Genomic DNA, 19,153 nt, shown 5'->3' with positions numbered 1-19,153 from the left:
CGCGCGTCGCGCTCCCGCCGGTGGACCAGGTCCACCAGCTCGGCCGCGATGTTCTTGATCATGTGCAGTCCTTCGCGGCCCCACGGGCGCGGTTCGGAGTCCACCACGCAGATCGTGCCGAGCGCGGTGTCGGTGCGGTCGATCAGGGGAGCGCCGAGGTAGGAACGCACGCCCATCCGGTCCACCACGTCGTTGCCCGCGAACCGCGGGTAGGCGAAGACGTCGTCGAGCACCAGCGCCTTGCGCCGCGCGATGACGTGCGGGCAGTACCCGGTTTCCAGCGGCGCCGAGCGCAGCGCGCTGTCGTCCGAGGTGTCCGGGGCGATGATCCCGCTGTAGAGGCCGGCGGCGAACTGCTGGGTGTCGCCGATGAAGTTGACCATCGCGTTCGGCACGCCCGCGGTCTTGGCGACGTACTCGGCGAACGCGTCGAGCTCGGGGTCGGGCTTGCCGCCCAGGCCGAGCTGCTGGAGGCGGGCGGCCCGCTGCTGCATGTGGTGGTCCACAGGGGTCAGATGGCGGTGGCCTGCGCTGTCGAAAGTGGTCATTCAGGGGCTCCGAATCTGAGTGGGGCTACCGGGCGGACGGGGTGGCGGCGAGGACGTGCTTGGTCAGCGACACCAGCACCGAGGCCGCGGAGCTCCTGCTCCGCGCGTCGCACAGCATCACCGGCACGTGCGGCTTGATGCCGAGCGCTTCCCGCACCTCGCCGGGCTCGTACTGGAAGGATCCGTCGAACTCGTTGACCGCGACCAGGAAGTCGATGCCGCGCCGCTCGAAGAACTCGACCGCGGCGAAGCAGTCCTGCAACCTGCGGGTGTCGGCCAGCACCACCGCGCCGAGCGCCCCGCGCACGAGGTCGTCCCACATGAACCAGAAGCGCTCCTGGCCCGGGGTGCCGAACAGCAGCAGGACGACGTTCTGCGGCTGGAAGGTGATGCGGCCGAAGTCCATGGCGACGGTCGTGGTGTTCTTGTCGTCCACCCCCTCCAGGCTGTCGGTGGCCGTGCTGGCGGTGGTGAGCTTCTCCTCCGTCGTCAGCGGCTCGATTTCGCTGACCGACCGGACGAAGGTGGTCTTGCCGACGCCGAACCCGCCCGCGACGAGCATCTTGAACGCGGTCGGGAGCGACTCAGAGCTGTTGGAGGCCATGGAGTAACGCCTTCAGTAGGTGTCGGTCGGGCGGTTCGTTGACGGCGGTGGGGGCGCGGGTGGTCAGCGCTCCCCAGTCGATGAGGTCGGAGAGCAGGATCTTGGTGACCACTGCGGGCTGGCGCAGGTGCGCGGCGACCTCGGCGACCGAGGTCGCCGCGCGGCACAGCTCCAGCGCGTTGGCGTGCTCCGGGGCCAGGCGTTCCGGTGCCACCCGGCCGGTGGTGCGCACCATCGAGAGCAGGGTGAGCGAGGCCGACGGGCTGGTGCGCCCGTTCGTCAGGGTGTACGGCCGCAGCAGCGGCCCGGCCTCGTGGTCGAACCACGGTTCGTCCCGGGGATCGGTCATGATCACCCGCTCAGATCGCCGAACGCCGTCGCGGCGTGCCGCGCGGGCGTGGCCAGGTAGGACGGCACCCGCTTGACGAGCTGGGCCATCTCGTACCCGATCACGCCGGCGTCGGCGTCGCGGGAGGCCACGACCGCCAGCACGGCGCCGGGGCCCGCCGCCGAGACGAACAGCAGCGCGTCGTCGAGCTCGGCGACGACCTGGCGGACGCCGTTGCCGCCGCCGAAGTGCTTGCCCGCGCTGCGAGCGAGGGAGCACAGCCCGGACGCGATCGCGGAGAGCGTGTCGGCGCCGCTGCTGTCCAGGCCGTGCCAGTTCTTCTTCACACCGTCCGAGGAAAGCAGCAGGGCGCTTCGCGTCTGCGGGACCTTCTGCACCAGGTTGGTGAGCAACCAGGTGACGTCCGATGCCTGGCCCGAGGTCACATCGCTGGCCATGAGTGGTTCTTCTCCTTGACGTGAGGTCTGGTGGCTGGGGAGGGGTGACGCCGGTCAGCGCGCGCGGTCGCGCGGGTCGTCGTCACGGGAACCGAGGTCCAGGCCCTGCTGGAAGGCGGCCATCAGACCCGGGTCGTGCCCGCCGCCGTAGTCCTCGCGGTCGGCGTGGTTGTCGAGCAGTTCGGGCACCAGGTACGAGGTTCCGCCCTTGCGCTTGGGCAGCGGCGGACGGGCTTCGTTGCCCGCCGGGCGCGCGCCGTTGCGCGCCGGGCCCGTGCCGTTGTCCGCCGGACCCGTGCCTGCGTCCTTGAACACGACGGCCTGCGGTTCCGGCAGCGATCCGGTGCGGCGCTCGTACCGGGGGCGGTGCGCCCCCGAGGCCGGGATCGAGTCGGCGAACGGGCGCGGACGCGCCTCGTGCCTGCCGCCGGAGGCGGGCTCGGGCGCCGGGACCTCGGCGACGGGCGGAGCGGGCGGCTGTTCCGGCGCCGCGGGCTGCTCGTCCGGAACCTCCTCGCCGAGCAGGCGGTGCGGCACCACGATCACGGCGTCGGTGCCGCCGTAGATGTTGTTCTGCACCCGGACGGCGACGCCGTGGCGCTGGGACAGCTCGGCCACCACGTAGAGCCCGATGCGGCCGTCCTTGAGCAGTTCGCCCAGGTCGATGTCGCCGGGGTTGGCGAGAAGTTCGTTGGCGCGGCGCTGGTCCTCCTGCGGCATTCCCAGGCCGCGGTCCTGGATGTCGATGGCCAGGCCCGCCGTGACGTTCTCGGTCCGCACGATCACCTGCGTCTCGGGCGCGGAGAACGTGGTGGCGTTCTCGACGAGCTCGGCGATCAGGTGGATGACGTCGGCGACGGCGTGGCCGTGCAGCATCCCCTCGATCGGCGGAACCACCTTGACCCGGGCGTAGTGCTCGACCTCGGCGACCGCAGAGCGCAGCACCGTGTACATGCTGACCGGCTGGCTCCACTGCCGCCGGGGCACCGCGCCGCCGAGCACGGCGAGGCTCTCGGCCTGCCTGCGCACCCCGGTGGTGAGGTGGTCGACGTAGAACAGGCCCTTGAGCAGGTCGGGGTCCTCGACCTGGTGCTCGAGCTCGTCGAGCTTCTGGATGGCCCGGTGGATCAGCGACTGCAACCGCCGGGCGAGGTTGACGAACACCGCGACCCGGTGGTCGGAGTCGCTGGTGAAGGGACGGGCCGCGGTCTCGACCACGGCGGCCTCGGCGACCCGCTGGGCCTGCTGGAGGTCGTGGGCGAGCAGTGCCAGCGGGGTGTTGTCGGCGGGCTGTCCGGCCGGGGCGCGCGGCGTCGGGTGTTCGCCGTTGCGCACCTGCTTGACCAGCCTGCGCAGCTCGTCCTGGCCCTCGGCCATGGTGCCGCGCAGCGTGGTGATCCACTGCTGGTCGTCCCGCTGCGAGCTGTCGATCCGGTGGTCGACGGCGCGGAAGGTGTTCCTGGCCTGGCGGGCTGCCACGGTCAGCACGGCGGCGACGGCGGCGGCACCGCCGCCGAGCACCGCGTAGGAGGTGACCGCCGACGGCACGGCGACCAGTGCGGTTCCGGCAGCGGTTCCGAGCAGCGCGACGGCGGTGGCCGGGAGCACCGCCAGGCGCGTGATCCGGGTGCGCAGGTCGTCGTCGGTGCGCGGCCAGGGGATGGCCAACCGGTCGGAACCCGTGTCGGATAAGGGGAATTCAGACATCAGCGTCCTTGGTACGGGGAAAAGGGCCGGTGACGGGCAGGGTCTCGGGTCGGGGACCGCCACCGCGCAGGGACTACTGGTGCTTCCTAGTTGATCAACATGTCACCGGTTGATAGTAGCGACACCGAAAGCGCGGAGCGAAGGGCAGGTGCCCGGCCAATCCGGCCGCGATCAGCGCGGACTGGTGCGAGGTGGCGGGCGGTGCGCAGCTGTGAACCGTTTTCCCCGGCCTGCGGTGATCTTCTTCCGCCGGTGACCGCGAGTTCACACAGGTGTGTGTGGATCCACCTGGTGTAAAACGAATTTTTAGTCTGCGGGGGTGAATTTCGCTGCCGGAACCGGAATCAGCGTGACAAGCCCCGGGATCGGTGACGCGGAGCGCAGGGCGTGGACAGCGGAAGGAGTCTTGGGCTACCTGCCCTGCGAGGACGCCGGGAACGTGTGGTGCGCGCGTTCAGTGAATTGTCGGCCCCGGAAGCCATTTCGGTACTGGAGTACTGAAAACGCGAGGGCCCCGGAAAACCGAACCCCCACAGACATCGCCGCTCCGGCGGAGGCGCCGCCCCACCAAAGACGCTCCCGCCCCGAAACCGCGCCGGTAGGATCCGCTGCCCTGGAGCCGTGGAGTTGCGGGAGGCGCCATGTGTGCGGCGAGCAGCGCGAAGTGGGCGGCCTTCGGAAGCCGGGTCCGCGAGCTGCGCCGGACGGCGGGATGGACGCAGGCGCAGCTGGGGCGGCGGGTCGGCTACGACCGGACGCTGCTGAGCCGCGTCGAGCGCGGCGCGCGGGAACCGTCGCCCTGGCTGGCAGCGCGGCTGGACGAGGCGTTCGGCACCGGCCGGGAACTGGCCGTCCTGCGGGCCGCGGCCGACCGGTACGGACGGCCGGTCCCGCTGGCCACGACCCTGCTGCAGGCCGTCGACGACGTGGTCCCGGCAGGGCTGGAACTGCCGCGGTGGCCGGAGTTCCTCAACACCGACGTCACCCCCTGCGTCCTGCACGGCCGCACCCGGTGTCCGGTTCCTGCCGCGGCGGAAGCGGGCAACCTCGTGCGGCAGGTCGTGAGCGGTGGAATCGGGAGCCGCGTGCACACCGATGCGGTGCACGCGCTGGTCTCGCTGCTGGAGAGCTGGCTGCGCGGCTACGACCGCCCGTGGCAGCCCGGAGCGCTGGCGGCGGTCGAGCCGATCGCGCACGGTATCGCGCGGTGGGCGCAGGCTGTCGGCGGCGACGCGGCGCGCCCGCTCTGGCAGCTGGCCGCCGAGTACGCGCACCGCGCGGGCGTCGCCCGCACCGACATCGGCTACCCGCTGGTCGGGATCACCTGGCTGACGCTGGCGATGCAGTGGGCCGACCACTCCGGTTCGGCTGGCACCCGGGTTCTCGGTTCTGCGGGACATGACCTGGCAGATCCTGCTCAGCGGCGACACCGGCACCGCGCTGCGCTACGCCAACGCGCTGGTCGCCATCGACGACCGCCGCCGGTGGCCGGTCGCCTACGGCGGCCTGGTGCGATCATGAGTCCTCGCCCGCCGGGCCGACGCGCCGGAAGCCCTGCGGACGCTGGAAACCGCGCGCCAAGTCCTGTCCGAACTGGACGAGGACGAGATGGCCGAGGTGCCTTGGCTGGACGGCGACGGTGACGGCGCGCGCGGGATCTGGTTCGACGTCGGCGAGAGCGGCACCCTGCGCGACCTGGCCGTGGCCACCGGCCGCACCGCGTTCGCGACCGGCGCGGTGGAGGCGACCCGGCGGAGCCTGGCGGCGTTCACCGGCCTACCGGAGCCGTCCCGGATCCGGCTGATGCTCACCACGCGGCTGGCCGACGCCCTGCTGTGCGCGCGGGAACCGGACCAGGCGGTCGCGGCGGCGGGCGGCGCCGTTCCGCGCGCGGCCGGGGCGAAGTGGTTCACGGTGTCGGCCGAACTGGGGATGCTCCGGACCAGGCTGGCGATCTGGAACGGGCAGCGGGACGTGGCGGCCGTCCGCCGGCGGTGGGTGGGCGAACTCCGCTAGGAAGCGCAGGCGCCGCCTCGGGGACGGCACCTGCTGGTACCCACCGGGACGGGTCCCGGTCGGAGCCCCGGACCCCGGACGGCGCTTTCCGATGGCCTGCATGCTCTTCCTGGGCGCCACCAATGTTCGAAGCCTCCACTGTGGACCCAGGGCGCGTCCGCGTTTTTCCTCCTGTGACTGGTGATGAGCACCCGGGGCCGAATGGTGCAGGTCGGTGCCGCCATCAGGATCTGACCCCGGTTTCGTCGCGCGTGCCAGAGTTCCCGGTGTACGCGCTGAAGGGAGTCGCCGTGTCCCTGCGAATCCGGACGTCGCTGGCCGCGTTCGCCGGCAGCGCAGCTCTGCTCGCCGCCCCGCTTCCGGCTTACTCCGGCGCTCCGGAGTCGGAGTGGATGGAGGTGTTCTCCCCGGACGGGGCGATCAGCCGTGCGCTCGTACCGGTGCGCCCGCAGCCGCCGGCCGCACCGCAGGACGTCCGGGCGGACGTGGTGCCGATCCAGCAGACCGGCCCCAGCTCGGAGCGGTTCGACCTGGTCATCGTCGGCGACGGCTACGCGCGTGCCGATCTCGGCGCCTACCACGAGCAGGCGGTCCGCCGGTGGGAAGAGCTCGCGGCCGTCGAGCCCTTCCGCTCGTACCGGGAGTCGTTCAACGTGTGGCAGGTCAACGTGGTCTCCGCGGAGTCCGGAGTGGACAACGACCCGACGATGGGGGTGCGGCGGGACACCGCGCTGGACATGGGTTTCTGGTGCCGGGGCGACGACCCGAACACCGAAAGGCTCTTGTGCGTCAACGAGACCAAGGCGCGCCAGTTCGCCGCGCTGGCGCCGGAGGCCGAGCAGGTGCTCGCACTGGGCAACTCGGCGAAATACGGCGGCGCGGGTGGCGGGATCGCCACGTCCTCCGGCGGGAACGACCGCGCGGGACTGATCGTCGTGCACGAACTCGGCCACTCCGTGGGCGGTCTGGCCGACGAGTACGACTACCCCGAGGACACCTACACCGGCCCGGAGCCCTCCGAACCGAACGTCTCGATCCACACCCGCGAGGAGATCGAGCAGGGCAGGCTCAAGTGGCACGAGTACCTGGGCAAGCCGTCGCCGGACGGTGGTGTGGTCGGCGCGTTCGAAGGCGCCTACTACCACCGGCGCGGCGTCTACCGGCCCACCGAGGACTCGGTCATGCGCACGCTCGGCAAGGAGTTCAACCTGCCCGGCCGGGACGCGATGATCCGGGCCTTCGAAGCGGCCCTGCCGCTTCGAAGGCCCATATAAGCGAACGGGACTGTCTTCGTCGGAGAGCGCTGGAGAACCGGCTACTGCCGCTTGTCAAACGGACGCTAAGCCTCAACCGGCGCGCGCGTCGGCGACCGCCGGGACCGCCGCGTTCGCGCCGGTGATGCACTCGCGGACGTCGCTGCCTTCGGGCAGCCCGAGCACGGAGTAGAGGCGTTCGGCGCGGGTCCAGTGCGGCAGCGCGGCGGCCGGATTGTCCAGCTGTGCCATCGCGTTCCCGATGGACCGGTGGTGCCTCGCCTGGAAGACGAGGTCCTCGGTGTCGCGGGCGACGGCCAGGCCGCGGTGGAACAGGCCGAGCGCCTGGCTGTCCATGCCGAAGCCCTGCATGAGTTCCCCGGCGATCAGCAGCACGACTGAGCCGTGCACGTCCCGGCCGTGCTCGGAGGCCAGGTCGACGGCCCGCCGCAGCGCGCCGAGCGCCGCTGTCCGGTCTCCTTCGGCGCGCAGGATGCTGGCCCGCAGGATCGACGCGTACGCCTCGACCGCGATGTTGCGGATCGACCGCGCGAGCGTGATCGATTCCGCGGCGTGGCCCAGCGCGTCGGCGTGCATGCCCGACGCGTGCAGGAACAGGCCGAGACCGAGAAGCGCGTTGCAGGTGTCCAACGGGTCGCCCGCGCTCAACCGCAGGGCCTGCTCGCCGTGCATGACAGCGTTGTCGGGATGTCCGAACTGGACGAGGTTCTCGCCGAGGTGGATGTGGAACATCGCCTGCGCCCGCGCATCGCCGAGTTCCCGAGCGGTGACCAGACCCCGCTGCGCGACCTCGGCCTGCGAACTCAGGTCGCCGAGGTGGTAGTGGAACCGCTCCATGCACAGCGCCAGCCCGCACGCCCGGTCCCACAGACCACCGGCCGCGGCCGACGCGAGCGCGTTGTGCAGGTTGTCCTCCTCGGCGCGGAACCAGCCCAGCGCCGCCGTCACCGTCGACAGCTCGGGTGACTCGGCGGGCCGGTGCTCGGCCCGGATCCTGGGCTGCCACGCCGAGTCGGTGATGAGCCTGCGGCCGGCGTCGACGGTGTGCAGGTAGTAGTCCAGCAGCCGGGCGGTCGCGGCGTCCCGCTCGGCCGCGGGTTCCTCGTCGGCGACCGTGGTGGTGTAAAGCCGGACCAGGTCGTGCCGCCCGTAGCGGTCGGTTCCGGTCCGGTGCAGCAGGTGCACCGCCAGCAGCCGCTCCAGGTGGACCTGGCTCTGCGCGATGGTGGTGCCTGCCAGCGCGGCGGCGGCGTAGCGGTCGACGTCGACGCCCGGATGCCTGCTCAGCAGCCGGAAAAGCCGCGCGGAGCCGGGGTCGAGCTGGTGGTAGCTCCAGGTCAGCGCGCTCCGCACGGCGGCGCCGGAATCCGGCAGCGACAGCTCGCACAACCGGTGGTGCTCGTCGGAGAGCGCCTCGACCAGCGACCGGACCGTGGTGTGCGGCTGGCCGCTGCCGCGCGCGGCGGCGATCCGCAGCGCCAGCGGGAGCCGGTCGCACAGCTCGGCGAGCTCGGCGGCGGCCTCTGGTTCGGCGGCGACCCGCTCCGCCCCGAGCACCACGCCCAGCACCCGGACGGCGGCTTCCCGGCTCAGCGCCGGGACGGTCATCCGCAGCGCGCCTTCGGTGGCGGTCAGGTCGTCGAGCCTGCTCCGGCTCGACACCAGCACCTCGCAACCGGACGTGCCCGGCAGCAGCGGCCGGACCTGGTCGGCCGACCGCGCGTTGTCCAGGATCACCAGCATCCGGCGCCCGGCCAGCACGGAGCGGTAGAGCGCGGCGCGTTCCTCCAAGTCGGCGGGAATCCGCGCGTCCGGCACCCCGAGCGCGCGCAGGAACCCGGTGAGGACCTGGCCCGGATCGACCGGTTCGGTCTCGTCGAACCCGCGCAGGTCGCAGAACAGGTTGCCGTCCGGGAACCGGGCGGCGACCTGGTGCGCCCAGCGCAGCGCGAGCGCGGTCTTGCCGACACCGGCGGGCCCGGTGAGGATCCGGATCGCGCCGTCGCCGTCGCGGCCGGAACCGAGTTCGGCGAGTTCGGCGGACCGTCCGACGAAACCCCTGTTCTGCCTGGGAAGTTGCGCGGGAACGGCGGCAGGCGTCGCGGGCGGCTCCTCGGTCTCCAGCACGGTGTTCAGCGCCGCCAGCAGCCCGGGGCCGGGGTCGACGCCGAGTTCGTCGGCGAGCCGCGCCCGGGTCTCGTGGTAGACGTCGAGAGCCTCGGCCTGCCTGCCGGCCTGGTGCAGGCTCAGCACCAGCTTCTCCACCAGCGGTTCGCGCAGCGGCCGAAGCGCGACGGCTTCCCGCAGCCGGTCGACGGCCTCCGCGGCGCGCCCGAGCCGCAGCAGCCTGCGGCCCAGCTCCTGGACGGCGTTGACCGCGGACTCCTCCAGCCGGGCCGAGACCTCCCGGTGCAGCCGTTCCGCCGGGACGTCGGACATCGCCGGGCCGCGGCGCAGCGCCAGCGCGGAGTTGAGCAGCTCGACGGCTTCGGCGTCGGAGGTGTTCGCGGCCTCGGCGAGCAGGTCCTCGAACCGGGTCACGTCCAGCAGCGAGCGGTCGGCGACCAGCTGGTAGCCGGGGGAGCGGGTGACCAGTTCCACCCCGTCGCCGAGGTCCTTGCGCAGCTGGGCGATGTGGCCCTGCAACGCGGCTTTCGCGCTGCGCGGCGGGTTTCCGTCCCAGACGATGTCCATCAGCCGGTCGCCGGAGACGACCTGGTTGAGTTCGAGGGCCAGCGCCGCGAGCACGCTGCGGCGTTTGGCGGCACCGAGTCCGGCGACGGTTCCGTCCGCCCGCAGGAGTTCCACCGGTCCCAGCAGGCGAATCCGCGTCATGGCAGCCCGATCCCCAGAAAACATTTCGCGCTCAAGCTTAGCCGGTGCCGAGGATGTTGATCCCCGAAACCCTTGGACCACCGTTGGCGCGACGTTGGTGCGACGTTGGCGCGGCCCGTCATCATCGCCCGGGTTATGCCTGTGTTCAGGGGGAATTCATGAGTGAGGCCGAGGCGAGCGTGCCCGCCGAACCGCAGCGGTTCGCGCCCGCGCAACCCGTCGAGCGCACCGCGCAGCTCGAACCGAAGCACCTGGCGGAGCCTGCCGAGCAGCTCCAGCCGAGGCACCTGGCGGAGCCCGCCAAGACGGTCGAACGGTCGGCGGCCGAGGTCAGGTCGTTGCACAGGTCGGTGGAGTCGCAGGACGTGTGGCTGGACCCGGCGGCGGGCAAGCGCCTGCGCGAGATGCTGGACGAGCAGCTGAGCCGGGTCGAAGCGTGGATGAAGCGGAGCGAGGACCTCGCCCGGCAGGCGCCGCTGGGGCGGAACCCGGTCGGCACCGCGATGGCGGAGAAGTTCGCCGGCCGCGCGGGCAGCACCGACGAGCACTCGTTCGCCGGAGTGCTGCAGCGCTACCGCGAGGTGCTGGAGGACGCCCGGGGCGCCGTCGACGACGCCATGCGCACCTACCGGCAGGTCGACGAACAAGCGGCCGACAGCTTCCGCAAGCTCATCTGACGCGATCCGGTGCGACCGGGAGCGCGAGCGCGCAGTCGAGGGGGAGAGACCAGAACATGTCCCAGGAAACACCGGACGGGCCCGGTGCGGACAACGTGCTGCGGGAAACGCAGAACTGGGCGTCGCGCAGCCACCGCGAGCTCTACGAGGCGGTGCACACCGACAACGACCCCGGTCGGGTCGGTCAGCTGGCCGACGAGTGGAACCGGCTGAGCCGCGAGATCTCCGAAGCCGCCCAGACCATGGCCGACGAGGTCCGGGCCACCGAGGCCGGATGGCGCGGCGAGGCCGCCGAAGCGGCGCGGTCGGCGATCCGCAAGCTGGCGGACTGGAACGACGAAGCAGGCGTGACCGCGGCCGGTCTGGGCGACCGGATCGCGGCGCAGGGCCGGGTCATGGAGACCGCCAAGGCCGAGATGCCGGAGCCGCTGGAGAACGCCAAGGCTCTGGAAACGGGCTATCAAGCGATGGCGGCCGCGACCTTCGCCGCGGGCAACCTGGAGGGGTTCGTCCAGTCGACCCAGAACGTCCAGGCGGTGCGCGTGACCAGCATGATCGGGCACGCCGCGGCGGTCGCGGTCATGACGAAGATGGAGGCCGAGTCCCGCGCCATCGACGCCGACACCCCGAAGTTCGCCCCGCCGCCGAACCCGATCCGGCAGGCGGCGACTCCGTTCCAGCGGAACGCGGCACCCGAGGGCAAGCGGCTGGCCGAGGTCCCGGCCACCGGTGGCGGTGGACCTGCGGGAGCGGGCGGCCCCGGCGGTCAGGGTGGTCCCGGTGGACCGGAGGGGCCTGCAGTTCCAGGCGGCCCCGGTGCTTCTCCGGGTGCTCTCGGCGTTCCGGAGGGGCCTGGTGTTCCCGGTGGTCCGGGCGTTCCCGGCGGTCCCGAGGGCGTCAGCCCGGCGGGATCGACTCCGGCGACTGCCGCTCCGCCCGCTGCTCCACCGGCAATGCCGGGTGGTCCGGGCGCGATGACGAGCCCGCCCCCGCTGGGAAATCCGGCCAGCATGCCGGGCGGCACGCCGATGACCGGCGGACCGGGGGCGCCCGGGGTCGGCAACCCGGGATCGCAGCCGACGCGGAAGCTGAAGCCGCTGGGTCCGATGCCGGGCATGCCGAACCCCGACGACTACAAGCGGGGAACGCCCACGCCGCCGAAGCTGGAGGACTTCGAGCCCGGTAGCACGAATTCGCAGGGCGCGGACCCGTCCCGCCTCCAGCCGCCGACCGGTGATCTCCCGCCGCTGCCGAAGCCGGTCCCGAAGCTGGACGACCCCACCGCGATCGGTGGCTCCCCGCTGTCGCCGGGTGGCAGGAACGGCCCCGGTGGTGGCAAGGGCTGGAGCGGGCAGATCCCGCCGATCCCGGGAACGAGCGGTGGTGGCGGTGGTGCCGGCCTGGGCGGCGCCGGCGGTGGTGCCGGCGCCGGACTCGGTGGTGCCGGTGCTGGTGGCGCAGGCGGGTCGGCCCAGCCGCCGGGCCCCGGTGGCTCGTCCGGTACGGGTCAGACGCAGGGCACCGGTGCGGGAGCCGGTGCCGGTGCGGGTTCCCGCGGCACGAGCGGCTCCGGAGCCGGTGCGATGGGCGGCGGCATGGCGCCCGGCATGGGCGCCGGTGCCGGTGGCAGGCGCGGCGGTGAGGACGAGGAACGCCGTGCGAGGTACGTCGAGGGCGGTCCGATCGTCGAGGTTCCGGGCGCGGACCTGCCGCCGCCGGTGATCGGTGAGGGCAAGCGGAGGAAGAAGGACCAGGAGTGACGATGACTGCCACGCCGGACTTCGTGCTGTCCACGGCCGAGTTCGACCTCCTCCAGGACTCGCTCGGCCTCGGCCGGGCGCCGTTCCCGCTGGATGTCCCCAGCCAGGGCGCGACCATGGAGGAGCGCGCCGGACTCGCCGCTCAGGCGCTGAACGGGCTGGCCGCCCGCGGCCTGGCCGTGCGGGACGAACTCGACGAACGGCTGGGGGCTCTGCTCCGCCTGCTGTTCGAACACGACATCTCGGTGGACGCGGTGGGGCACCTCGACCAGCCGCTGCGGGCGCTGGCGGCAGCCGACCGCGGTCTCGGGGTGCTCGCCGAGGTCACGGGAGACGAGGTGCGGTTGACCGAGATCCGGCCGACCGCGCTGGCGCGCTCCATCGTCGACGTGCTGCCGCCCAACGATCCGGGACCGGTTCGCTCGTTGTCGATGCCTTCCGAGCCGCTGACCCGCGCGGTCGAGGCCGAGGACGACGAGGACGACCCGTTCGGCGGCGATCTCGACGACCACACCGCGCTGACCCGGGCCGGACTGCCGTCCCAGGACGCCGCGACGCTGATCGAGCTGGTCGAGAACCGCCGCGCAGGCGGCCAGTTCGGCGTCACCCACGGGTCGGCCCGGGCGTCGACGCTGGTGAACTGGTTCGACACCCACCAGGGCCGGTACCTGATGACCAGCGAGAACTCCTGGCTCAGCATCACCCCGGCGGACAACCAGCGCATCGAGCACCGACTGGCCTCCGTAGTGTCCACAGTGTCCTGACGGGGACACGCGGTGTCCTGACAGGACAGAGGGGGAACAACACCATGAGCTTCGAGGTCGTCTCCGAGGAGCTGACCGCGCACGCCAGCCACCTGGACGGACTGGTGGACCGGATGGACTCCGCGATCGAGGCCGCCGAGCAGGTGAGCATGGCCGACGAGGCGTACGGGCTGCTGTGCTCCTTCCTGCCTCCCATCGTGAATCCGATGGAGGAGGAGGGCATGAACGCCCTGAAGGCCGCGAGCGAGGGCATCAGCACCACGGCCGACAACGTGCGCAGCACGGCGAAGAACTACCAGGAGACCGACGACGCGAACTCCGATTCGTTCAAGCCGCTGGACGAAGCCCAGCACAGCGCGGTTCCGGCCTGGAGGTCACGGGATGTCGGGCAGGGCGGCGGAGGCGGTGAGCCCGCGGAGCCGGCGCGGACGGCGAGGGAGCAGGGTGAGCCGCTGGAGCCGGCGATGGAGCCGAGGCAGCGGGCTGAGCCGCTGGAGCGGGCGCTGACGGCGAGGGAGCAGGCTGAGCCGTTCGAGCGGGTAGTGATGCCGGCGAAGCAGGCTGAGCCTGCGGAGCCGGTGATGGAGCCGAAGGAGCGGGCTGAGCCGCTGGAGCGGGAGGTGACGCAGCCGTCCCACGCCTGGCGTCCGGTGTCGGGTTCGCTCAACGACGCCCCGGAGGCTCCGTTCCAGCGGGTGCAGCCCCCGGAGCAAGCCGATCCGAGGCAGTAGGCGGAGCCCCGGTTCCGCCAACCGCGGTACATCGCGCGCAAGAACGCACAGTCGAATTCGTTGGAGGACTGAGAAATGCCTGGCGAGAACCTGGGGGGATTCGCCGCTCCCGGCGCCGATCCGGACGAGGCGCAGCGGCGGATCGAGCAGTGGGCGCAGGGGTTCGCGGAGAAGGCCCAGCGCTACCAAGCCGTTCAGCAGGAGACCGAGCAGCTGCGGCTGACCGCCGCCAGCTCGGACGGACGCATCAAGGTCACCGTCCGCGCCGACGGCAGCGTCACGGACCTGGAGTTCACCGACAAGGTCCGCACCATGGCGCCGCAGGAGCTCGCCGCGCAGATCCTGGCGACGATGCACCGCGCGCAGGCCGACATCGCCGCGCGGGTCGGCGAGACCATGGCCGCGCACCTCGGTGACGAGGACCAGGAGACGCGGGCCGCGATGCTGGACAACCTGCGCGAGCGATTCCCGGAACAGCCCGAGGAACCCGAACCGGAGCAGGAGCAGGGTTCGTCCAAATGGGACGGTCCTGAGGAGGACGCGGCTCCGGCGCCGCCCGCACCCCAGCCGCCCGCGGCGCAACAGCCGCCCGCCGCGCCACCGGCGCAGCCGAGGCGGCGCCCGCGTGACGACGAAGACGACGACTTCGGTCCCGACTTCGACCCGCTGCGGGACTGACCTTTCCGACCTGCTGACGACGGACCGATTCTGGGGGTAGTGGCGTGGGCAATCCGCTGGTGGCCGAGGCGGAGGAAACGAAGTCGTTCGAGGGCATTCCGCTTCTGGAGTCGGTCGACGACACGAAGAAGGCGATCGAGAAGGGGGACTGGGCCGGGACCGTGCTCGGCGCGGTTGGTACCGGCCTGGACGCCGCCGTGATGGCGATGGACCCGATCGGGTCGATTCTGGCCGCGGGCGTGGGGTGGCTGATCGAGCACGTGGAGCCGTTGACGGAAGCGCTGAACGCGTTGACCGGTGATGACGGTGAGATCAAGGCGCACTCGAAGACGTGGACCAACGTCGCCAACGAGCTCGGTGAGATCAACGCCGAGATGGCCAACCTGGTCAAGAACGACACCGCCGGTTGGACAGGCAAGGCGGGGGACGCCTACCGGAAGCGCACTGAGGAAACCGCGACGCTGATCGAGGCGGCGAAGAAGGCCGCCGAGGGCGCCGCCGACGGGATCAGCAAGGCCGGGATGGCCGTGTCCGCGGTGCGCACGTTGGTGCGTGACATCATCGCGGAGCTGGTCGGGCATTTGATCAGCTGGGCGTTGCAGGTGCTGGCCACGGCGGGCATCGGGATGGCGTGGGTGCTGCCGCAGGTGGTGGCCGCGGTCGCGAAGGTCGCGACTCAGATCGCCGACATCACCGGCAAGCTGGTCAAGGCGATGAAGGCCCTCGCGCCGCTGCTGAAAAGTCTCGGGGACTCGTTCGGCAAGGCCGGCGATCTGCTGAAGAAGATCAAGGCCGACAACGCGCCGGCCCCGAAGCCGAAGCCTCAGCCCAAGCCCGACACCCGCAGCCCCGACGGCAAGGGCCCGGATCCCAACTCCTCGCAGGGCTCGGGCGGCGGCAAGGGCCCGGATCCCAACACTTCGCAGGGTGCCGACGGCGGGAACGGTCCGGCCCCCAACACCTCCCAGAGCGCCGATGGCGGCAACGGCCCGGCCCCCAGCACTTCCCAGGGCGCCGAGACCCCGCCGCCGCGCTCCGGTGACCAGCCGCCGCCCGACCAGTCGCGCAGTGCGACCCCGGAGCCGGGCGGCGGCAGCACGCCTCCGCCCAGGACCGGTTCGCAGGGCAGCTCTGGCGGCGGCTCGCAGGGCAAGCCGAATATCCGGGACAACAACCGCGGTCCGGACAAGGAGCGCACGCCGGACAAGAACAAGAACACCTGCGGTGATCCGATCGACGTGGCCAGCGGTGATGTGGTGCTGCCGCAGACCGACGTGGAGCTGGCGGGCGTGCTGCCGCTGGTGCTGCGCCGACTGCACCTGTCGTCGTACCGGGCGGGCTGGTCCTTCGGCTCGAACTGGGCGTCCACTGTGGACCAGCGGTTGGAGGTGGACGAGGCGGGCGTGTCGTTCGCGGGCGATGACGGCACGCTGCTGTTCTACCCGCACCCGGCGCCGGAGTCCTTGCCGCAGGCCGGACCGCGCAAGCCGCTCGCGCTGACCGACGAGGGCTATACGATCACCGTCGCGGAAGAGGGCTGGACGCTGCATTTCGGCAGCGGTAGCGCGGTGTTGCCGTTGCGGGCGATCACCGATCGCAACGGGCACCGCATCGAATTCGACCGCGACGAGGCCGGGGTGCCGACCGAGATCCGGCACAGCGGTGGCTACCGAATCCGGGTCGAGTCCGCGGACGGGTTGATCACGGCACTGCACCTGTGCGGGGCCGATGGTGGTGCCGACCTGCCGCTGGTGCGATTCGGCTACCAGGGCGGTCGGCTGGCCGAGGTCATCAACGCCTCCGGGGTGCCGCTGCGGTTCACCTATGACGACGCGGGCCGGATCACGAGCTGGACCGACCGCAACGGGACCTGGTACCGCTACGGCTACGACCATGAGGGTCGCGTGGTGCGTGCGGATGGTTCCGGCGGGTTCTTCAGCGGCACCATGTCCTACGAGGACGGGGTGACGCGGTGGACGAACTCGCTCGGGCAGCAGACCGCCTACCACCTCGACGAACGCGGCCGGACGGTGCGCGAGGTCGATCCGGCGGGCAACGAGGTCCGGTCGGAGTGGGACGAGTTCGACCGGCCGCTGACGCGCACCGATCCGCTCGGGCGGGTGATGCGTTACGAGTACGACGAGGCCGGAAATCTGCTGGCAGTGTCCCGGCCGGACGGTTCCCAGACCCGGTTCGAGTACAACGACCGCGGCCTGCCGGTGACAGTGGTCGCGCCGGACGGAACGGTCTCACGGCAGGAGTACGACGAGCGCGGCAACCTGACCCGCGTGATCGATCCGGCGGGTGCGGTGACCACCTATGGATACGACGAACACGGGAACCTTTCGACGATCACGGACGCGCTCGGCGGGGTCCGAACCGTGGAGACCGACGCGGCGGGCCTGCCGGTATCGGTCACCGATGCGACCGGGGCGACCACGCGGTACGAGCGGGACGGTTTCGGGCGCACTTCGGTGGTGGTGGATCCGCTCGGGGGCGTCACGCGGTTCGGGTGGACCGTGGACGGCGCACCGGCCTGGCGGACGTTGCCGGACGGGACCACGGAAAAGTGGGCCTACGACGGCGAGGGGAACCTGCGTACGCACGTAGACCCGCTCGGGCAGGTCACGCGCACCGAGGTCACCCACTTCGACCTGCCCATCGCAGAGGTGCGTCCCAACGGCACCCGGCTGGAGTTCGGCTACGACACGGAACTGCGGCTGACCAGCGTCACCAACCAGCAGGGGCTGGTGTGGCGCTACGAGTACGACACCGTGGGCAACCTGGTGCGCGAAACCGACTTCAACGGCCGCATGGTGACATACCGGCACGACGCTGCCGGGCAGCTCATCGAACGCACCAACGGCGAAGGCGAAACCACCCGGTTCACCCACGATGTCTTCGGTAACGTCGTCGAACGCCGCAGTGGTGGGAAAACCTCGACGTTCACCTACGACGCACTGGGCCGCCTGGTCGAAGCGACGAACCCGGAAGCACAGGTCGCGTTCCGCCGAGACCCGGCCGGACGCGTACTCGCCGAGACCGTCAACGGCCGCACCATCGCCTCGGTTTACGATCCGCTCGGCCGCCGGGTCCGGCGTCGCACGCCTTCGGGAGCGGAGAGCGTGTGGGACTACGACGCGAGCAGCCGGCCCGTCGCGCTCCACACCGCCGGGCGCACACTGCGCTTCGACTACGACAGTGCCGGCAACGAGATCCAGCGGCACCTCGGCAGTGATGCGGTGTTGTCCCAGTCCTGGGATGCCAATCACAAGTTGCTGTCGCAGACGCTCACGGGTGCTGCAGGAGGTCGGGTGCAGGAACGTTCCTACACGTATCGTGCGGATGGCTTCCTGTCCGCAATGGACGACCGGCTCACCGGTCCACGCACGTTCGACCTCGACCGCACCGGACGTGTCACCGCGGTCAGCGGGTCGGGCTGGACCGAACGGTATGCCTACGATGCCGCGGGAAACATTGCCAACGCGTCGTGGCCCACGCCGTCTGGGGCGGACGTCGACGAAATCGGCGACCGCGAGTACAGCGGCACGCTGATCCGCCGTGCGGGCAAAGTTCGCTACGAGCACGACGCACAGGGACGTGTCGTGCTGCGACAGCGGAAGCGGTTGTCACAGCGCCCCGAAACCTGGCGTTACCTCTGGGACGCCGATGACCAGCTTTCCGAAGTGCTCACCCCGGACGGCGCCCGCTGGCGATACCGCTACGACCCGCTCGGTCGGCGTATCGCCAAGCAACGGCTCACTCCGGATGGCTCGCGGATACTGGAGCAAGTCGAATTCGTCTGGGACGGCCTTGTTATGGCGGAACAGGCGCACACCGACGGACTTCCGAACGGTCCCGGCCTCGGTGACGCCCGCGTCACGGTCTGGGACTACGAACCGGGAACCAGCCGACCCCTCACGCAAACAGAACGATCACCGCTGAGCAACGCGCCGCAGCAGTGGATCGACGAACAATTCTATTCGATCGTCACAGACCTGGTCGGCACCCCGACAGAACTGATCGATGACAAAGGGGACATAGCCTGGTTCCACCGGACGACCCTCTGGGGCGCCACGATCGATCAAAGCGGGGGAGGTGCCGGAACTCCGCTGCGTTTCCCTGGTCAATACCATGACCCGGAAACCGGCTTCAATTACAACTTCCACCGCCACTACGATCCCGTATCCGGCCGGTACAGCAGCGCCGATCCGATAGGCTTGGAAGGCGGGACCAACCCACACCAATACGTCCCCAACCCGCACACCTGGCTCGACCCCCTTGGGCTGACACCGACACAATGCATTAAAGAGCGAATAGCAGAGGATTCCAGGCTACGTGCGGATATTTACCACGGCATGGTTGATGACGAGTGGACGCGGAATCGTTCCACGTATGCGATCATAAGCGCGCTTGATCAAGGGGGGAATTCGCGGACTGTGGTCGGAGCCAGCAGTGTCGGATTCAACCAAAGGCAGTTGGATTTGGCAAGAAGGGTGGGGGATGATGTGGCGCCGGGCAGTGGGCATGCAGAAATGAATGCACTGGCCTATATCAGAAGCCAGGGATGGAGTCCGCAAGCCGGCGGGGCGTCACGGAACGTATGTGTGGACTGCGGCAGAAGCCTGTTCCAGAATGGAGGGGCTGAGCTGCGAGGCCCGGAACACATCTATGGCAAAGGAACAGGAGAGCGACTGTTCACGTGGGGTCCGTGAGTACTTTCTGCCGTTGGACCGCGAGGTGCGTCGGCACCTCGCGGTCCTTCGTCATCGA

General features: G+C 70.9%; 15 protein-coding genes. 9 read left to right on the top strand and 6 right to left on the bottom strand.

Annotated elements, in window-relative coordinates; all coding sequences use genetic code 11:
- The 5 genes from ABD691_RS09965 to ABD691_RS09945 form a co-directional block, all read right to left on the bottom strand.
- On the bottom strand, positions 1-548 hold a 548-nt coding region (locus ABD691_RS09965), incomplete at its 3' end, for a GAF domain-containing protein (protein ID WP_344679255.1).
- Between the two features lie 25 nt (positions 549-573).
- Positions 574-1,152 carry a GTP-binding protein gene (locus ABD691_RS09960; RefSeq protein ID WP_344679253.1) on the bottom strand — a complete coding sequence of 193 codons (579 nt, stop codon included), beginning with the start codon at positions 1,150-1,152 and terminating at the stop codon, positions 574-576.
- Positions 1,133-1,501, bottom strand: coding sequence for a DUF742 domain-containing protein (locus tag ABD691_RS09955; RefSeq protein WP_344679251.1), 369 nt, complete (start codon positions 1,499-1,501; stop codon positions 1,133-1,135). Before ABD691_RS09955 ends, ABD691_RS09960 begins: the two co-directional genes overlap by 20 nt.
- Before the next feature lie 2 nt (positions 1,502-1,503).
- Positions 1,504-1,938, bottom strand: coding sequence for a roadblock/LC7 domain-containing protein (locus ABD691_RS09950; protein ID WP_344679250.1), 435 nt, complete (start codon positions 1,936-1,938; stop codon positions 1,504-1,506).
- Between the two features lie 54 nt (positions 1,939-1,992).
- Positions 1,993-3,645: a sensor histidine kinase gene (locus ABD691_RS09945; protein ID WP_344679248.1), complete on the bottom strand. Its 1,653-nt coding sequence runs from the start codon at positions 3,643-3,645 to the stop codon at positions 1,993-1,995.
- A gap of 641 nt (positions 3,646-4,286) precedes the next feature.
- Between ABD691_RS09945 and ABD691_RS09940 the strand changes: the two genes are divergently transcribed.
- The 3 genes from ABD691_RS09940 to ABD691_RS09930 all read left to right on the top strand — a co-directional run bounded on the left by ABD691_RS09940 (position 4,287) and on the right by ABD691_RS09930 (position 6,935).
- A complete protein-coding gene (locus ABD691_RS09940) occupies positions 4,287-5,288 on the top strand; it encodes a helix-turn-helix transcriptional regulator (RefSeq protein ID WP_344679247.1) in 1,002 nt (333 codons plus the stop codon).
- Entirely contained in the window at positions 5,254-5,661 is a 408-nt protein-coding gene (locus ABD691_RS09935) for a hypothetical protein (protein ID WP_344679245.1), read from the top strand. The genes ABD691_RS09940 and ABD691_RS09935 overlap by 35 nt, the downstream gene beginning before the upstream one ends.
- A gap of 290 nt (positions 5,662-5,951) precedes the next feature.
- Positions 5,952-6,935: a M64 family metallopeptidase gene (locus tag ABD691_RS09930; protein ID WP_344679244.1), complete on the top strand. Its 984-nt coding sequence runs from the start codon at positions 5,952-5,954 to the stop codon at positions 6,933-6,935.
- 72 nt (positions 6,936-7,007) lie between these two features.
- On the opposite strand, the gene ABD691_RS09925 is transcribed toward ABD691_RS09930, so the two are convergent.
- Positions 7,008-9,770 (bottom strand): AfsR/SARP family transcriptional regulator, encoded by a 2,763-nt coding sequence (locus ABD691_RS09925; RefSeq protein ID WP_344679243.1) that lies wholly within the window; start codon positions 9,768-9,770, stop codon positions 7,008-7,010.
- 158 nt (positions 9,771-9,928) lie between these two features.
- Here ABD691_RS09925 and ABD691_RS09920 point away from each other — a divergent pair, with 158 nt between their 5' ends.
- The 6 genes from ABD691_RS09920 to ABD691_RS09895 all read left to right on the top strand — a co-directional run bounded on the left by ABD691_RS09920 (position 9,929) and on the right by ABD691_RS09895 (position 19,095).
- Positions 9,929-10,447: a hypothetical protein gene (locus ABD691_RS09920; RefSeq protein ID WP_344679242.1), complete on the top strand. Its 519-nt coding sequence runs from the start codon at positions 9,929-9,931 to the stop codon at positions 10,445-10,447.
- 56 nt (positions 10,448-10,503) lie between these two features.
- Positions 10,504-12,207: a WXG100 family type VII secretion target gene (locus ABD691_RS09915; RefSeq protein WP_344679239.1), complete on the top strand. Its 1,704-nt coding sequence runs from the start codon at positions 10,504-10,506 to the stop codon at positions 12,205-12,207.
- Between the two features lie 2 nt (positions 12,208-12,209).
- Positions 12,210-12,971, top strand: a complete 762-nt coding sequence (locus ABD691_RS09910; RefSeq protein ID WP_344679238.1) for an ESX secretion-associated protein EspG — start codon at positions 12,210-12,212, stop codon at positions 12,969-12,971.
- A gap of 44 nt (positions 12,972-13,015) precedes the next feature.
- Positions 13,016-13,702 carry a type VII secretion target gene (locus ABD691_RS09905; RefSeq protein ID WP_344679237.1) on the top strand — a complete coding sequence of 229 codons (687 nt, stop codon included), beginning with the start codon at positions 13,016-13,018 and terminating at the stop codon, positions 13,700-13,702.
- 75 nt (positions 13,703-13,777) lie between these two features.
- Positions 13,778-14,380, top strand: coding sequence for a YbaB/EbfC family nucleoid-associated protein (locus ABD691_RS09900; protein ID WP_344679236.1), 603 nt, complete (start codon positions 13,778-13,780; stop codon positions 14,378-14,380).
- A 44-nt stretch (positions 14,381-14,424) separates the two neighbouring features.
- Entirely contained in the window at positions 14,425-19,095 is a 4,671-nt protein-coding gene (locus ABD691_RS09895) for an RHS repeat-associated core domain-containing protein (RefSeq protein ID WP_344679235.1), read from the top strand.
- The last annotated feature ends 58 nt before the right edge of the window (positions 19,096-19,153 follow it).

This window comes from Saccharopolyspora taberi, assembly GCF_039534165.1.
GTDB lineage: Bacteria > Actinomycetota > Actinomycetes > Mycobacteriales > Pseudonocardiaceae > Saccharopolyspora_D > Saccharopolyspora_D taberi.
Note: the sequence above shows the minus strand (reverse complement) of the source record. Positions and strands in the feature narration are given on the sequence as shown.

What these genes read in the sequence shown, in the direction of transcription:
- ABD691_RS09960 (WP_344679253.1), bottom strand. Translation starts at nt 1,152, where the DNA reads ATGGCCTCCAACAGCTCTGAGTCGCTCCCGACCGCGTTCAAGATGCTC.
- ABD691_RS09955 (WP_344679251.1), bottom strand. Translation starts at nt 1,501, where the DNA reads ATGACCGATCCCCGGGACGAACCGTGGTTCGACCACGAGGCCGGGCCG.
- ABD691_RS09950 (WP_344679250.1), bottom strand. Translation starts at nt 1,938, where the DNA reads ATGGCCAGCGATGTGACCTCGGGCCAGGCATCGGACGTCACCTGGTTG.
- ABD691_RS09945 (WP_344679248.1), bottom strand. Translation starts at nt 3,645, where the DNA reads ATGTCTGAATTCCCCTTATCCGACACGGGTTCCGACCGGTTGGCCATC.
- ABD691_RS09940 (WP_344679247.1), top strand. Translation starts at nt 4,287, where the DNA reads ATGTGTGCGGCGAGCAGCGCGAAGTGGGCGGCCTTCGGAAGCCGGGTC.
- ABD691_RS09935 (WP_344679245.1), top strand. Translation starts at nt 5,254, where the DNA reads ATGGCCGAGGTGCCTTGGCTGGACGGCGACGGTGACGGCGCGCGCGGG.
- ABD691_RS09925 (WP_344679243.1), bottom strand. Translation starts at nt 9,770, where the DNA reads ATGACGCGGATTCGCCTGCTGGGACCGGTGGAACTCCTGCGGGCGGAC.
- ABD691_RS09920 (WP_344679242.1), top strand. Translation starts at nt 9,929, where the DNA reads ATGAGTGAGGCCGAGGCGAGCGTGCCCGCCGAACCGCAGCGGTTCGCG.
- ABD691_RS09915 (WP_344679239.1), top strand. Translation starts at nt 10,504, where the DNA reads ATGTCCCAGGAAACACCGGACGGGCCCGGTGCGGACAACGTGCTGCGG.
- ABD691_RS09910 (WP_344679238.1), top strand. Translation starts at nt 12,210, where the DNA reads ATGACTGCCACGCCGGACTTCGTGCTGTCCACGGCCGAGTTCGACCTC.
- ABD691_RS09905 (WP_344679237.1), top strand. Translation starts at nt 13,016, where the DNA reads ATGAGCTTCGAGGTCGTCTCCGAGGAGCTGACCGCGCACGCCAGCCAC.
- ABD691_RS09900 (WP_344679236.1), top strand. Translation starts at nt 13,778, where the DNA reads ATGCCTGGCGAGAACCTGGGGGGATTCGCCGCTCCCGGCGCCGATCCG.